The sequence below is a fragment of the Advenella sp. EE-W14 genome (assembly GCF_012923605.1).
In the GTDB taxonomy this organism is placed as follows: domain Bacteria; phylum Pseudomonadota; class Gammaproteobacteria; order Burkholderiales; family Burkholderiaceae_B; genus Advenella; species Advenella alkanexedens.
The window spans coordinates 34,506-49,400 of sequence record NZ_JAAVNG010000004.1 but is presented as its reverse complement, the minus strand read 5'-3'; the positions used below and the strand labels follow the sequence as shown (position 1 = coordinate 49,400).

At 51.6% G+C, this 14,895-nt stretch carries 14 protein-coding genes; 5 read left to right on the top strand and 9 right to left on the bottom strand.

The genetic code is table 11. The features are described from left to right. Positions 1–98: 98 nt before the first annotated feature. A complete protein-coding gene (locus tag HCX92_RS01170; RefSeq protein ID WP_169293086.1) occupies positions 99–548 on the top strand; it encodes a TssQ family T6SS-associated lipoprotein in 450 nt (149 codons plus the stop codon). 42 nt (positions 549–590) lie between these two features. Then, a complete protein-coding gene (locus tag HCX92_RS01165) occupies positions 591–1,424 on the top strand; it encodes an FHA domain-containing protein (protein WP_169293085.1) in 834 nt (277 codons plus the stop codon). Here HCX92_RS01165 and tssH read toward each other — a convergent pair. Next, positions 1,421–4,087, bottom strand: a complete 2,667-nt coding sequence (tssH, locus tag HCX92_RS01160) for a type VI secretion system ATPase TssH (RefSeq protein ID WP_169293084.1) — start codon at positions 4,085–4,087, stop codon at positions 1,421–1,423. The genes HCX92_RS01165 and tssH overlap by 4 nt on opposite strands. 325 nt (positions 4,088–4,412) lie before the next feature. Between tssH and tssG the strand changes: the two genes are divergently transcribed. Beyond that, positions 4,413–5,519 (top strand): type VI secretion system baseplate subunit TssG, encoded by a 1,107-nt coding sequence (gene tssG, locus HCX92_RS01155; protein WP_169293083.1) that lies wholly within the window; start codon positions 4,413–4,415, stop codon positions 5,517–5,519. A gap of 23 nt (positions 5,520–5,542) precedes the next feature. On the opposite strand, the gene ggt is transcribed toward tssG, so the two are convergent. From ggt to HCX92_RS01140, 3 genes are all read right to left on the bottom strand, one after another. Then, a complete protein-coding gene (gene ggt / locus HCX92_RS01150; protein ID WP_169293082.1) occupies positions 5,543–7,306 on the bottom strand; it encodes a gamma-glutamyltransferase in 1,764 nt (587 codons plus the stop codon). 237 nt (positions 7,307–7,543) lie between these two features. Further along, positions 7,544–7,939: an RNA-binding S4 domain-containing protein gene (locus HCX92_RS01145; protein ID WP_169293081.1), complete on the bottom strand. Its 396-nt coding sequence runs from the start codon at positions 7,937–7,939 to the stop codon at positions 7,544–7,546. Continuing rightward, a complete protein-coding gene (locus tag HCX92_RS01140; RefSeq protein WP_169293080.1) occupies positions 7,926–9,146 on the bottom strand; it encodes an MFS transporter in 1,221 nt (406 codons plus the stop codon). Before HCX92_RS01140 ends, HCX92_RS01145 begins: the two co-directional genes overlap by 14 nt. A gap of 98 nt (positions 9,147–9,244) precedes the next feature. On the opposite strand from HCX92_RS01140, the gene HCX92_RS01135 reads away from it, so the two are divergent. Next, entirely contained in the window at positions 9,245–9,736 is a 492-nt protein-coding gene (locus HCX92_RS01135; protein WP_169293079.1) for a CreA family protein, read from the top strand. Positions 9,737–9,813: 77 nt separating this feature from the next. Further along, complete coding sequence (locus HCX92_RS01130; protein ID WP_169293078.1) at positions 9,814–10,656, top strand: DUF3025 domain-containing protein; 843 nt, start codon at positions 9,814–9,816, stop codon at positions 10,654–10,656. 112 nt (positions 10,657–10,768) lie between these two features. Here HCX92_RS01130 and HCX92_RS01125 read toward each other — a convergent pair whose 3' ends face one another. The 5 genes from HCX92_RS01125 to HCX92_RS01105 form a co-directional block, all read right to left on the bottom strand. Then, a complete protein-coding gene (locus tag HCX92_RS01125) occupies positions 10,769–11,596 on the bottom strand; it encodes a sulfite exporter TauE/SafE family protein (RefSeq protein WP_246587322.1) in 828 nt (275 codons plus the stop codon). Next, complete coding sequence (locus HCX92_RS01120) at positions 11,596–12,363, bottom strand: ABC transporter ATP-binding protein (RefSeq protein WP_169293077.1); 768 nt, start codon at positions 12,361–12,363, stop codon at positions 11,596–11,598. The genes HCX92_RS01125 and HCX92_RS01120 overlap by 1 nt, the downstream gene beginning before the upstream one ends. A gap of 7 nt (positions 12,364–12,370) precedes the next feature. Further along, positions 12,371–13,081, bottom strand: coding sequence for a histidine ABC transporter permease HisM (gene hisM / locus HCX92_RS01115; protein ID WP_211182217.1), 711 nt, complete (start codon positions 13,079–13,081; stop codon positions 12,371–12,373). 20 nt (positions 13,082–13,101) lie between these two features. After that, positions 13,102–13,791 (bottom strand): ABC transporter permease, encoded by a 690-nt coding sequence (locus tag HCX92_RS01110; RefSeq protein ID WP_169293076.1) that lies wholly within the window; start codon positions 13,789–13,791, stop codon positions 13,102–13,104. 93 nt (positions 13,792–13,884) lie between these two features. Continuing rightward, positions 13,885–14,688 carry an ABC transporter substrate-binding protein gene (locus tag HCX92_RS01105; RefSeq protein ID WP_211182210.1) on the bottom strand — a complete coding sequence of 268 codons (804 nt, stop codon included), beginning with the start codon at positions 14,686–14,688 and terminating at the stop codon, positions 13,885–13,887. Between the last annotated feature and the right edge of the window lie 207 nt (positions 14,689–14,895).

The following is a 14,895-nucleotide window of genomic DNA, read 5'->3' as shown; positions in this document are numbered from 1 at the left end:
ATGCTTGGTGATGGCGCATGAAATAAGGCATGAAGCATGTCCGCCCCTGATAATTTTTTTAATTATCAAACATATTTATTACATCAACATTTCTTAACATGAAATACTCAAGCAAAAAATCATTTTCCCTCCTGAGCGGCTCCATTTTGATCAGTCTGGCATTAAGTGCGTGCACCACTGCCCCCAAAGAACCGCCCAGCCCCTACTCTCCTGAAGAAGAAGTGGTACTGGAAACCATCAAGACCGAATTTGCCAATGGCAACTACAAAACCCTGATTACACAGATCAAGGCTGAACCCTTGATGCTTACCGGTTCCCTGGCTTTCAGGACCGAAGCCCTTAAATTCCAGGCTTTTAGCGAATGTGTTTCCAAAAGAAGAACCGCCTGCGGAAAAACCTTCAATAAAATGCTATCGGGTAACCCCGACTACACGCTAGATCCGGCAGAAAGCACCCACCCCACCTGGGGACCGGTCTTTGAGCGGGAAAACAAAAAAGTCCAGGCTTCACGCCTGCGTGTTGAAAAACAGCTTTCCAGCCAAAAATAAAGCGCTGCGCCCATCACCCTGAGTCAAGACCAAACGCCATTTATGTTGAAACTGTCTATTATCAATACCGCAGATCCTGCCAAACTTATTACTAGCCAACTGCAAGTACCGGGGGGAACCATTGGCAGCGGCCCTGAAAATGATATTGTGCTTGCCGATGAAAAACACACCATTGGCAAAGTACAGGCGGCATTACGCATGAACGCACAGGGTGATGCCGTGCTTGTCAATCTTTGCAGCACCAGCCCCATTTACCTTAACGGGCTTATCCTGGCTTTCAAACAACAGGCCGCTTTTGGAGAAAAGGACCGGATAACGCTGGGGTCTTATGTTTTGCAGGCACTAACAGAAACGGCAACAGCCAGCCAGACCACTGCGGCCACGGTGAGCACCGCAACCACCGTTTCAGCCATGCCAGCATCAACGCCAGCCCAAGTCCCGCAAACCGTACTGGTACCCGCCTTTACAGAGCCGGCCGCTCCGGTTTCTGTTGAAGAACCCGCTCCGGCAGCACCACCCCCTCCTCCCCCTGCGGAAGATATTTTCACCGATCTGCTTAATAGCCCAGGCACGCTTCCTGTTGGCGCCCCCATCCAGACAGAGGCCCATCCATTTGAAATACCCAGTGCCAGCGATCGCAATCATGCCGACCCAGTGTCTCTTCTATCGCCACAGGGCGTGCGTCAGCCCCTGCACCACCATGACCCTTTGTTGATGTTAAGCCGCGATGGCACCGAACAGCACCGGGCCACCATCTTTACAGACAACAGCCCAGGCACACTCAGGCAAACACGGGAACTGGCTGAACACCAGGAGGACAGAATCCTGCAAACCCTGCAGCAAGCGGCTTATAACAACAATCATGAAAACCGCTAAGACCAGGAATAAACAAATTCGCCCTCGGCACACCCCAGCTCCAGCCTGGTAAGGGTTTCTGCCTGAAGCGTTGCGGCCAATACCTTGCGGCTGACTTCAGGCAATACCGTATTGGTCAAAATGGCATCCACCATGCGACCGCCCGATTCCACCTCGGTACAACGCTCAATAATCAGCTTCACCGCATCATCCCCAACGCTGAAATCAATGCCATGATTTTCGTTAATCCGTTTACCAATCCGGCCAAGCTGCAAACGCACGATATTACCCAGCATGTCGTCTGACAAGGGATAATATGGCACCACCACCAACCGCCCCAGCAAGGCGGGCGGGAATATGTTCAGCAAAGGATCACGCATGGCTGTGGCCAGTGCCTCAGGTTCGGGCATCAGGTCAGGGTCTTTGCATAAATCCATCATCAAGTCCGTTCCCGTATTAGAGGTCAGGATAATGACGGTATTACGGAAATCAATTTGCCGGCCCTCACCGTCTTCCATCCAGCCCTTGTCAAAGACCTGGAAAAAGATCTCATGCACATCAGGGTGTGCTTTTTCCACTTCATCAAGCAAAATGACACTGTAAGGACAACGCCGCACCGCCTCGGTCAGGCGTCCCCCTTCACCATAACCAACGTACCCCGGTGGCGCACCTTTAAGGGTGGACACGGTATGCGCTTCCTGAAACTCGCTCATATTGATGGTGATCAGGTTTTGCTCACCCCCATACAGGGACTCGGCCAGTGCCAGCGCGGTTTCCGTCTTTCCCACGCCACTGGGGCCGCACAGCATGAATACACCTACCGGCTTGTTGGGATCCGTCAGACGCGCACGGGAAGTCAGCACCCGGCGGGCAATCATGTCCAGCCCGTGGCGCTGGCCAATGACCCGTTTTTCAAGCGTATCGGCCAAGCCCAGCACTGACACCAACTGGTCTTTTACCATGCGACCCACCGGAATACCGGTCCAGTCGGCTACTACGGCCGCCACCGCACTGGCATCCACCGAAGGGAAGATCAGGGGGTTTTCACCCTGGCACGCCATCAATTCGGCCTGGACTTCCTGCAATTGGGTACGAATCCGTTCGATTTCAGCCTCTTCGATGCCATCCTGTTCAATCTTAAACGATTCACGCTCCAGCTCTTCCTGCAATTGCGCCCGAAACGCCAGCAAACGCGTAACCAGTGACTGCTCCAGCTGCCAGGCCGCTTCGAGTTTTTCCAGGCGTTCACGGGCAACAGCCAAGGATTCATCAATTTTTTCCAGACGCCCGGGTTTCTCAATGCCAAGCTGGCGCTCACGAATGGCAATGCCCCGCTCAATACCCAGATGCTCAATTTCACGGCGGACATTTTCAAGTGCACCAGGCTGCGCATGCTGGCTAATCGCCACGCGGGCGCAAGCCGTATCCAGCAGGGCCACGGCCTTGTCAGGCAACTGGCGGGCAGGAATATAGCGATGGGAAAGGCGCACGGCGGCATCTATCGCCTCATCCAACAACAAGACCTGATGATGGGCCTCAAGATTGCCTGCCAGGCCACGCAGCATGACCAGCGCTTTTGCCTCATCGGGCTCATGAACCTGCACTACCTGAAAACGACGGGTCAGGGCCGGATCTTTTTCAATATACTTTTTATACTCTGCCCACGTGGTGGCGCCAATCGTCCGCAGCTGCCCGCGTGCCAGTGCAGGCTTAAGCAGGTTGGCGGCATCACCGGTGCCCGCCGCCCCGCCAGCCCCAATCAGGGTATGGATTTCATCAATAAACAAAACAATTGGCTTTTCGCTGGCCTGTACTTCATCGATGACCTGGCGCAAGCGCGACTCAAACTCCCCTTTCATGCTGGCACCTGCCTGCAGCAGGCCAATATCCAGCAAATACAACTGAACCTGCCGCAACGCCGGTGGCACATCACCCTTGGCCAGGCGAATGGCCAACCCTTCGACCACGGCCGTTTTACCCACACCGGCCTCACCGGTTAGCAGGGGGTTATTCTGACGCCGGCGCATCAGGATATCCACAATCTGGCGGATTTCCTCATCACGCCCGGAGACCGGATCTATTTCATTATTGCGGGCACGGGCGGTCATGTCCACCGCATACTGTGCCAGTGCCGATTTGCCCTTGCCACCGGCACCTGCCATGGAATCGGAGTTGCCACCGGAGGCAAAAAGCGTCTCGTTCCTGTCTTCTGCTGACCCCTTAACGATGGCAGAAAATTGTCCGGCCAGCACATCGGGCACGATTTTACGAAACTCGGGAGAAATGCCATACAGCACGTTGCGCAGCGAATGTGTCTTCAAAATACCCAGCAACAAATGCCCGCTACGGATTTTGGCGGCTCCGTATTTAAGGGAACCGTAAATCCAGGCCCGTTCTGTTGCGCTGTCCAGGTGCTCGGACAAATCGGAAATTGAAGAAGCACCACCGGGGAGTTCGGCCAAGGCCGCCACAATACCCCTTTCGAGGTCATCTGCTTTCAGCTCAAAATATTTAATGATTTTCTGGAAATCACTGTCGTGCTCATGCATGATTTGATGCAGCCAGTGCACCAGTTCTACATAGGGATGGCCCCTTAATTTACAAAAAGCCGTAGCGCCTTCCAAAGAACGGTAAAGCAGTGAATTCAGTTTTCCGAACAGTTCTGTCCGATTGATTTCCGACATATTATTGATACTAAAATTGATGGGCGTTCCCACGCAGGAGCATGGGAACGAGACGAGGAACAAGGAATTAGCCATACAACACAACTCGACCTGTTCACCTTCCCACGCGCAGAGTATGAGAACAAGGAGCATTCCCACACAGAGTGGGAATGAGACGAATTCTCCGGTTGCCGTTCCCACGCAGAACGTGGGAACGAGTGGAATTAATTAGCCGTAAAACTAACAAAACAATATGACGGGATCATGAAGAAACGGACGCTTCAATTTAATATTACGTTCATATTGCAAGATTAGAATAAATCTTTTGTCCGCACTTTTCCTCCTAATGGAAGTTTCTCCTTCTCCTGCTGTCAAACAGGCTTCCCGGCTTCCGCCCGGATTTTGGCAAGCCCTGGAACAAGAACCCTACAAACACAGCTTTTATCATGTCATGCGCTGGCTGGATGCCTGTACCGGCATGCGCCAACCATTGGGCAAGGAAAGTTTGCCGTCCCATGAATCTGTACGCCTGCGACAGGAACCCTCGCTGGCTTTTGCTGCATCAACACTTGGCAAGGTTAACCTCGACAAAGACGGCCCACCGGTTATTTCAACGCTGGGCTTTGGGCTGTTTGGCCCCAATGGCCCCTTGCCACTGCACCTGACCGAATATGTCAGGGAACGCATTTTCCACCACCGGGACCATACGCTTTCCGCGTTTGCCGATATTTTCCACCACCGGCTTATTACCCTGTTTTACCGGGCCTGGGCCGATGCACAAAGCACCGTCAGCCTGGATCGCAAGGAAAACCGCTTTACCCGTTATGTAGCCAGCCTGATCAACCAGGGTGAAGAATCCCTGCAGAATCGTGATTCGGTCATGGATCACGCCAAGTATTTCTTTGCCGGGCACTTGGTAAGACAAACCCGAAATCCCGAAGGGCTGACCCAAATTCTGTCCACTTTCTTTAACATTCAGGTCAATATCCAGGAATTCGTACCTCAATGGATCAAACTTGAACCAAATCAGCAGCTGCAACTGGGTGGTTCATTGGGTCTGGGCCAGGACACTATTCTGGGTATTGCGGTTCGCGATGCGCAACATAAATTCAGGCTTAAACTTGGTCCCTTAAACAGACACCAGTTCGAGTCCTTCCTGCCCGGCACAAAAAATGCCCGCCAGCTTATGGATTGGTTACGGCAATATATTGGTATTGAATTAAGCTGGGATGCCTTGCTTGAACTTGATAAAAATGAGGTAAACGGCATCAGACTGGGGCAGGCCGTCCCTTTGGGCCTGGGCACATGGATGGGCAAACGTGCCCCCAGTCTTGGTCATGCCCGTGATGTGATTATTGATTATGAACAACGCTTTCGAAAAAGCCACCAAAACAGGTGTTCCCACGCAGGAGCATGGGAACAAGATACATTTGGGGGTCACTTCAGAGCATGAGAGCAAACTAACTTGCCAACGAATCAATACCCAATCGTGACCCCATCGGGGTTGCGCGGGTCGGAATAGCCGTACAGCACATTGTCACGCACCTGAATGGTTTGCGTGCGCCCCATGGCAGGTTTCAGGGCAATGTCATAACCCTTTTCCTTTAACAATGCCAGGGTATCGGGACTGAAACCCTTTTCCACACGCAACTCATCAGGCAACCACTGATGGTGGAAACGGGGAGTGGACGCCGCTTCGGCCGGGTTCATGCCAAAATCAATACTGTTCAGGATGGTTTGCAGCACGGTCGTGATAATGCGTGCGCCACCCGGACTGCCGGTAACCAGCCAGGGCTTGCCATCTTTCAATACCAAAGTGGGCGTCATGGAAGACAGCGGCCGTTTTGCCGGTTCAACCGCGTTGGCATCGCCGCCAATCAGGCCAAAAGCATTGGGCACACCTGGTTTGGCAGAAAAGTCATCCATTTCATTATTCAGCAGAATACCGCTTTCACCAGCCACAATACCACTGCCAAAATTCAGGTTAAGGGTATAGGTAACGGCTACCGCATTACCGTCTTTGTCCACCACCGAATAATGGGTGGTCTGGTCACTTTCGTAGGGTTGCGGCTTACCCGGCAGAATCTCTTTGGATGGCGTTACCTTATCAAAAGAAATGGTATTGGCCAGACTGTTGGCATACGCTTTTGAGGTAAGCCCTTTTTGTGGCACCTGGGAAAAATCAGGGTCACCCAGATACTCGGAACGATCGGCATAGGCCCGTTTCATGATTTCAGCCACCAGGGTAACGGTTTTTGAACTGTTCAACCCTAAAACATTAAGATCGTGCGGTTCCAGCATATTCAGCATCTGGATGACATGAATACCGCCAGAACTGGGCGGCGGCATGGAAACCACTTCATACCCGCGGTAAGTGCCTTTAACCGGTTCTCGTTCGACCACCTTGTAATTGGCCAGGTCCTCTTTAGTAATAAGGCCGTCATGTTTGCCCATTTCCGCTACAATCTGATCGGCAATTTTCCCCTTGTAGAAAGCGTCGGCACCTTCTTTGGCAATCAAACGCATCGATTCAGCCAGGTCTTTCTGCACCAGCAAATCACCCGCTTTCAACGGTTCGCCATCCCTGAAGAAGATGGCTTTGGTGGTGTCCCACTTACCCAGGCTTTCTTTGGTGGCCGCCAGGTTTTCTGCCAGTGAGTTACTCACAATATAACCGTTTTCCGCCAGCTCAATGGCCGGTTGGATAACCTGTTCCAAAGGCATGCTGCCCCATTTTTTCAGGGCATGTTCCATACCGGCCACCGTACCCGGTACCCCAACCGCCAGGTGAGTATAAAGCGATCTGCCGGCAACCACATCCCCCTTTTCGTCCAGATACATGTCACGGCTTGCCTTGGCAGGGGCCATTTCCCTGAAATCAAGCGCAATGGTTTGGCCGCTGTCCTTGTCATGCACCATCATGAAACCACCGCCCCCCAGGTTGCCGGCATTGGGCAGGGCAACCGCCAGCGCAAAGCCGATTGCCACGGCCGCATCAACGGCATTGCCCCCTTTTTTAAGGATGTCCAGCCCTATGGCAGAAGCCAGGTGCTGCTCGGTTGCCACCATCCCGTTATGGGCAATGACCGGATGGAAAATATCCATATCATAGTCATACTGCACCTGGGGTGGTGCCACCGGGGCGGGTGTTTTGGCCTGTAAGGGTGCAACAGAAACCCCAGCCAATAATGCCAGACCAAGGAATGTAACAACCGTACTTCGCTTGAATTGAATAGACATAATGCCTCCTTTGTGGGTGTTTTTTATATTTTTATTTGAATACAAAACATACCATTTATTTGGCTTTATGTCTTGCCCCATTCCCACGCAGGATCATGGGAACCAGGAACAGAATATCAATATATTCCATAATCCTGGACTACAATTTGACCCATTCATATATATTTAAAATAATTTACTATAAATAATTTTATGGAAAAAAATATTACATAATTATTACATCAGATGTGGTTGTCTTCAATAACGCCGTTTCAAGTCATCCAGGTAACGCCGGTCACGTTTGGTGGGGCGACCATGCAAGATGGTATCGGCAGGCTCATTGGCCAGCCTTCTTCTTTCTTTTTCCGCTTCCCGGGCCTGGATGCTTTCAGGGGTTTCTTCGTACAGCAACTGCGCCACCGGTGCCGGGCCGCGTACCGCACTTAAGGCCTTGATTTCCACCACCCGATTCATACGCTCCTGCCGGATAGTGAGCCTGTCGCCCACCTTGACTTCCCGGGCAGGCTTGGTGCAAGGCTGCCCATTCACATCAATCCTGCCCTTGCCAACTTCGGTTGCTGCAAGCGAACGGGTTTTGTAAAAGCGGGCGGCCCAAAGCCATTTATCAATACGCAATTTTTCAAGCGTGCTCATTCCTGACACCAAAATAATAAATACTTAACAATGATACTATAGCCGTCAGCAGCAGTCCTGTTGTGAATATAAGAGAATACGCGCCCCATTGCGCCAGCAGAAACGCAAACACCAAAGGGGAAAATGACTGCACGATACGGGCTGGCATGGCGATCAAACCCAACCTTTGTCCATAATTGGTGGGGCCAAACAAAGCCAACGGCACGGTTCCCATGGCAATTGTCAACATGCCATTACCCGCCCCATGCAAAATGGCAAACAAATTGGGACTGCCATTAAAAAACAAAAACAGCACCGCCCCCACAGGATGCAGCGATGCGGCAAAAACGGCCACCAGAACCGGATGCACCTTCCCCAGAAAAAAGAACTCAAACAAACGGGCACCCACCTGGGCCGGACCAATCAGGGCTCCGGCCATGACCGCCACAGACAAGCCATACCCGGCCAGTACGATCAATTCAGGAAAATGTGCCGCCAATGAAGTGGAAATAAACCAGGCTACGGCAAAAACATAGGACAGTAACATCATTTGCCATAGAATCCGCTTTGACCCCTGTGACCTGCCTGCCTGATTTTCAGCCTGCAACGGTTCTGTTCCGGTTTCCTGCAGAACACCGGTTTCGACTTGGGTTTCATGATTGATGGATGGCACCAGCAGATGAAGCGGCATTCCCAGAATCATATGCAACAATGCCCACATCAGGCAAACCTGCTGCCAACCCCAGTAATGTAATACCCAACTCATTAAGGGCCAGCCGACCGTACTGGCCAGTCCACCCAGTAAAGTCACGCCCATAATGGCCGAACGGGCCTGTTTGCCATAAAACCGGGTCAGGGTTGCAAAAGCGGAGTCGTACATGCCATGTCCCATCCCCAGGCCAATCAGCCCAAATCCCAATCCCACAACCATGATGCCCTTCGCGGATGACAACAGCAGCAAACCCGTCATAAAGAACAGGCTGGACTGCAACAGCACCGGCCTTCCTCCCACCCGGTCTATTCTTCGACCCGTAATGGGAGTCACAAAAGCGGACAGCAAAAGGGCTAGGGAAAACGCGGCAAATACCCATGCTACCGGGATACCCAACTCACTGGCCATTGGCTGGGCAATCATGGCCGGCAAATAATAAGTAGAGGCCCAGGCCAGCATTTGGGTAATACCCAGTACAATAGTCAATAATGTTTTATGGTTGGTTTGAACAGTCATGGTGTTTAGCTGGTTATATTTGGCTGGCTTTGAATTTTAGTGATTGAACCCCATATTGCAGTTTGACATACTATCACTACACCACAAAGACGCTTAGCATGAAAAAAATACTTTTGGCCGCCCTTGCCCTGTCCGGTTTTTTCTTTCAACCCGCCGCTCAGGCCGACGAGGTTGGCTGCGTCAGTACCACCTGGCGCGTTGTCAATAATGACAAGGTTTGCGTTCAATCATTTAATGACCCCGATATTGAAGGCGTGGTGTGCCACTTGTCACACGCCCAAACCGGTGGTATTTCAGGCGCCCTGGGCCTGGCAGAAAACCCCTCCCGCTTTGCCATTTCCTGCCGCCAGGTTGGTCCCCTCAAGGCCACAAAAGCCATCCCTGACAAAAAAGAAAATATCTTCACCCAGCGCATGAGCCTGTTATTCAAAGACCTTAACGTGACCCGTCTGCTGGACAAACCCAATAATACGCTGGTTTATCTGGTGGTGAGTGAGCGGGTTATTGAAGGCTCACCTTACAACAGCATATCAGGCGTTCCGCTCATGCCCTGGGGCGATAAAATGCCTGAAGTAACATTCAGGAAATAGTCCCTCCACGCCCGTTATAACCCGGCTTTACCCTTTCCGCCCTTGCCACAGGAGCGGCTTAACTTTTTTGCAATGCCATGCCCATCTCTGTCCTGAACCGGATCCATCTTGACGCCCCCTACTGGTCCCCCTGGAAATCCCGTTTCCCTGCCCCGCAGCAGATGGTCTCCAGCGTTCACGCATTCCTGAACAGGCATCGTCCTGCCCACCCACCGGTTAAGTTCGTTCCGCAAGAAACCCTGCCCGACGGCATGGCCTATGAAACCTATATTTATGAAACCGGCAATGTGCCTACCCGTGACGGCCTGCATGATTATTTCAATGCCCTGTGCTGGTTTACCTTCCCGAACACCAAAATCCGCCTTAACCGGTTACAGGCGGCGCAAATAAGACAGGCCGGTGTGGGTGATACCCGGGGAAAAATACGGGATGCGATTACGATTATTGATGAAAACGGTTTCTTCATCCAATGCCCGGACGAGCTTTGGCAGGCCCTGCAAGCCAAACAATGGCAAACCGCCTTTCAGACCTTACGCCCCCTGTGGCGCCAAACCCGGGTTATCGCCTTCGGCCATGCCCTGCTGGAAAAACTGGTGACCCCTTATAAAGCCATTACCGCCCATGCCATCCGCATACCCGATTTCATTGGGCCATGCCGCCAAAAGACTGACCCGGATGAGCGGGTAGCCGAGGTAACCGCTAAAGACCAAACCGATCCCGACACGCCTGAGATATTTTCAGAAGCGGCCATCCAGCAAGTGGACGATTATCTAGCCGGGTTCCTGACAGAACAAACCCTGCAAACCAAGCCTTTCATCCCGCTGCAGATTTTTGGTATTCCGGGCTGGCATGAAGAACAGTCACAGGTCGGCTTTTACGATGACAACAAGGTTTTCAGGACACCAAAAAGGCCTGGTTAAGGCTACCCAGTTTGCTCCGACGCCCCTTCGGGCCGAAGTCGCTGCACTGGTAGCCTTAATCAGGCCCGGATACGTATAGCCTTGCAAAAAACGGCAATCTTAACTGAATTGCCTAAATGATTCCAAACGCAGTCAGCGACTTATACAACATATATGCACTAATCGAAAACAACAACAAGGCAAAAATCCGCTTCAGCCTGTCAACCGGCCAATTATGCGCACACTTTGCCCCTACAGGCGCCATCAGCACACTCATGGTAATCAGTACCAGCAAACCAGGCCAATACACATAACCCAGCATCCCATCCTGGATACCAATTTTTTCAATCCCGGAAGTGATATACCCGATACTGTTGCCCACCGCAATCGGAAAACCCAATGCCGCCGACGTGGCCACCGCATTGCGGATAGGCACATTACACCAGACCATGAACGGCACTGACAAAAATCCGCCACCGGCGCCCACCAGGCCGGAAATAAACCCGATCCCGGTACCCACGGCCGTGCGGCCGGCCACACCCGGCAGCTGGCGTGACGCCTTGGGCTTTTTGTTTTTTAACATGTTCAGCCCTGAATAGCCCACAAAAACCGCAAAAAACAAGGCCAGCCAAGCCATGCTGATAAATCTGAAGGCCACGCCACCGGCCAGCAATCCGCCTAAAATAATGCCCGGCACCAGTGAAAAAACAACCGGCCACAACACCGCGCCTTTTTTATGATGCGCCCGCATGCTTGATAGCGAGGTGAACATAATCATGCTCATGGACGTTGCGATGGCTGCATGCACCGCAATATCACCCGACATTTGCTGCCAGGTAAACAGCATGGTAAGAAATGGCACCAGCACCATTCCCCCACCAACACCCAGCAAACCGGCCATAAAACCACCAAACGCCCCCAGTACAAGCAAGGCGACAACCATTCCAAAACTTAATATCATTATTTCAGGTTACCTGATAAAAATTGCTGCAAACGGACGCTCTTGGTATTGCCAAAAACCTCGGCAGGCGTCCCTTGTTCTTCCACACTGCCCTGGTGTAAAAACATGACCTGCGAAGCCAGGTTACGGGCAAACCCCATTTCATGGGTCACGACAAGCATGGTTCGACCTTCTTCAGCCAGATGCTGCATGACTTTCAATACATCGCCCACCAGCTCCGGGTCGAGGGCCGAAGTAGGTTCATCAAACAGCATCACCTCGGGCTCCATGGCCAGCGCCCGGGCAATGGCCACGCGCTGCTGCTGCCCGCCTGACATTTGCGAGGGATATTGTTTTTCCACCGCTTGCGCCAGACCTACCTTGTTCAGATAATGACGGGCCCGTTCAAGCGCTTCGTTTTTTTTCACACCCAGAACATGCATGGGTGCCTCTATCACGTTTTCCAACGCCGTCATGTGTGCCCATAAATTGAAATGCTGGAACACCATGGCCAATTTGGTCCTGAACAATTGCAGGCGTTTTTCATCAGACACACGCAAACGGCCTTTTTTATCCTGGACAACCGTCAGCTCTTCACCATTGAGAAAAACACTGCCGCTGTTGGGTTGCTCCAGAAAATTGATACACCGTAAAAAAGTGCTTTTACCAGAGCCGCTTGAGCCAATCAAGGCAATCACGTCTCCGGCACTGGCCTGCAACGAAACGCCTTTCAGGACTTCGTTTTGGCCATACGATTTATGTATGTTTCTAACATCCAGTTTATACATGGCTTTCCTAATTTTTTTCGTATGCCAGAAAGGCCAGTGCACGGCGTTCAATCCGCCTGAATGCCCAAACCAGTACAAACGAAATTGACATATACAACAACGCCGCCGTGCCATACGAGGCAAACGTTAAATAAGTGGCCGCATTGGCATCCCGGGCCACTTTAAGGATATCCGGCACCGTGGCCGTAAAGGCCAGAGAAGTGGCATGCAGCATCAAGATGACTTCATTGCTGTAAGCAGGCAAGGCCCGGCGCAGGGCGGAAGGCAGAATGATGCGGGTATACATTTTCCAGCGTGACATGCCATAGGCACGGGCGGCATCCAACTCGGCATAGGGCGTCGCTTTTATATAACCGGCAAAAATCTCTATGGTGTAGGCCAGGGTATTAAGCAGCAGTGCCAGCACCACACAGTTATAACCACTCACGAAAAAAGCGTATAGCAGGGGCGTTTCACGAACAAACTCAAGCCCCACGATACCACTGTAAATCAGCAACAGCTGTACATAAAACGGTGTACCCCGAAAAACCCAGCTAAAGAACCAGATCGGGCCGCTGATAAATTTGTTTTTGGACACCCGCATGACTGACAGCGGCAAAGCCAGTACAAAACCCAGAACCACCGACAGGGTTAAAATCCATAAAGTGACAGCCAGACCTGAAAAATGGGTACCATCCCAGAACAAAAACGGTTCCCAATACTCATTGATGATGAGCATAAAATGTTCAAATGACTCGATCATAAATGAGCCTCACGCACGCCAGCAGAATACTTCTTCTCGAGCCACCACAACACAATACTGGAAACAGTGGTAAGCCCCAGATAAATCAGGCCGGCCACTAAAATAAACAGGAACATGCTGGCTGTGGCACGACCTGCCGTTTGTGTAACCTGAACCAGATCAGACAGCCCGATAATGGACACCAGGGCAGTCGCCTTCAACAATACCAGCCAGTTGTTGCCAATGCCCGGCAAGGCAAAGCGCATCATCTGCGGGAAAAGAATTCGGCTGAAAACCTGCCGATCACTCATGCCAAATGCCTTGCCCGCCTCCAGCTGCCCTTTAGGCACCGCCAAAAAGGCGCCACGGAAGGTTTCTGCAAAATAGGCCCCGTAAATAAACCCGATGGTAAGAACCCCCGCAATAAACGGATCAATTTCCAGCATGGGCAAACCCAAGGCATCGGTAATATTGTTAAGGCCCATTTGAATGCTAAAGAAAATAAGCAGCATCAGGACCAGGTCGGGTACGCTGCGCACCAGCGTTGTGTAAGCCTGGGCAAGCCCTTTGAACAGGAAATTGCCAAACAGTTTTGCGCTTGCCCCGATCAGGCCCAGCAAAAAGGCCACCAGCAGCGACAACAATGCCAGCGTGATGGTTTCCCAAGTGCCGTCGAGAATCTGGCCGCCATAGCCATGCAAAAACATGAATGCCCCTTAAAAACAAAAAATGATTGAGCAACCCGCGATTGCTCAATCAAGCGATGACTTCAATTGATTGTATGCCACTCGGGCTGATACTTACTTGGCCTGCATCAGACCAATTTCACCAGGCTGAAAATACTTGCCGGCAATTTCTGCAATTGTACCTTCTGTAACCAGCTCATTGATGGCTTTATTAATGGCGTCTTTCAATTTCACATCGGATTTGCGCAATCCCATGGCAATTTCATTGGTCAGGATAGGGTCACCAGACAACACTTCTCCAACAAACTCAAAGTCCCTGCCCTCTGGGGTGACCAGAAAGCCGGCAATCGCATTGGGTTTTTCAAGCAGGGCGGCATCAAGACGGCCTGCCCGCAAATCGGCATAGGTTTGTGACTGGTCCTGGTAAGACACGATTTGCACGCCTCCCTTGCCCCAGGCTTTTTTGGCATAGGTTTCCTGGGTGGTGCCCTGCAGCACACCCAGGCGTTTTCCTTTCAGGGATTCAGCAGTAGGCAAAGTGCCACTGCCTTTTTTGGCAATCAGCTGGGTGGGAATGGCATACAGGGGATCGGTAAAGTTAATGACCTTTGCCCGCGCCTCGGTGGCGGTCATACTCGAATGGATAACGTCAAACTTGCGGGCCTGAAGGGCGGGAATCAGGCCATCAAAGGATTGTTCCACCCACACGCATTTGGCGTTCAGTTTACCGCAAATGGCATTGGCCACATCCACGTCAAATCCTTCCATGTCACCTTGGGCATTTCTGTATTCAAAAGGCGGATAGGTCGCTTCCACACCAATACGTATTTCTTTCCACTCATTGGCAGTGGCAAGATTACCCATTCCAAGAACTGAACATGCCAATCCTGCTGCAATCAATATTTTTCTGATTTTCATGCCTGCGTTTCCTATGCAAATTAATCAAAAACGAAAGATAAGACTAATACTTTCCATTCAATACGGAAAGTTTTCCTATCCGACATAAGCCGATAATAACCGCAAGGCCTGTTTATTGCCACTAGGGAACACCTTTATTTTGGGCCATCCGGGGCAAGGCCAAAAAGCGGCGTGCTGACCGCAATCTGATACACTATGTTTTTTGCG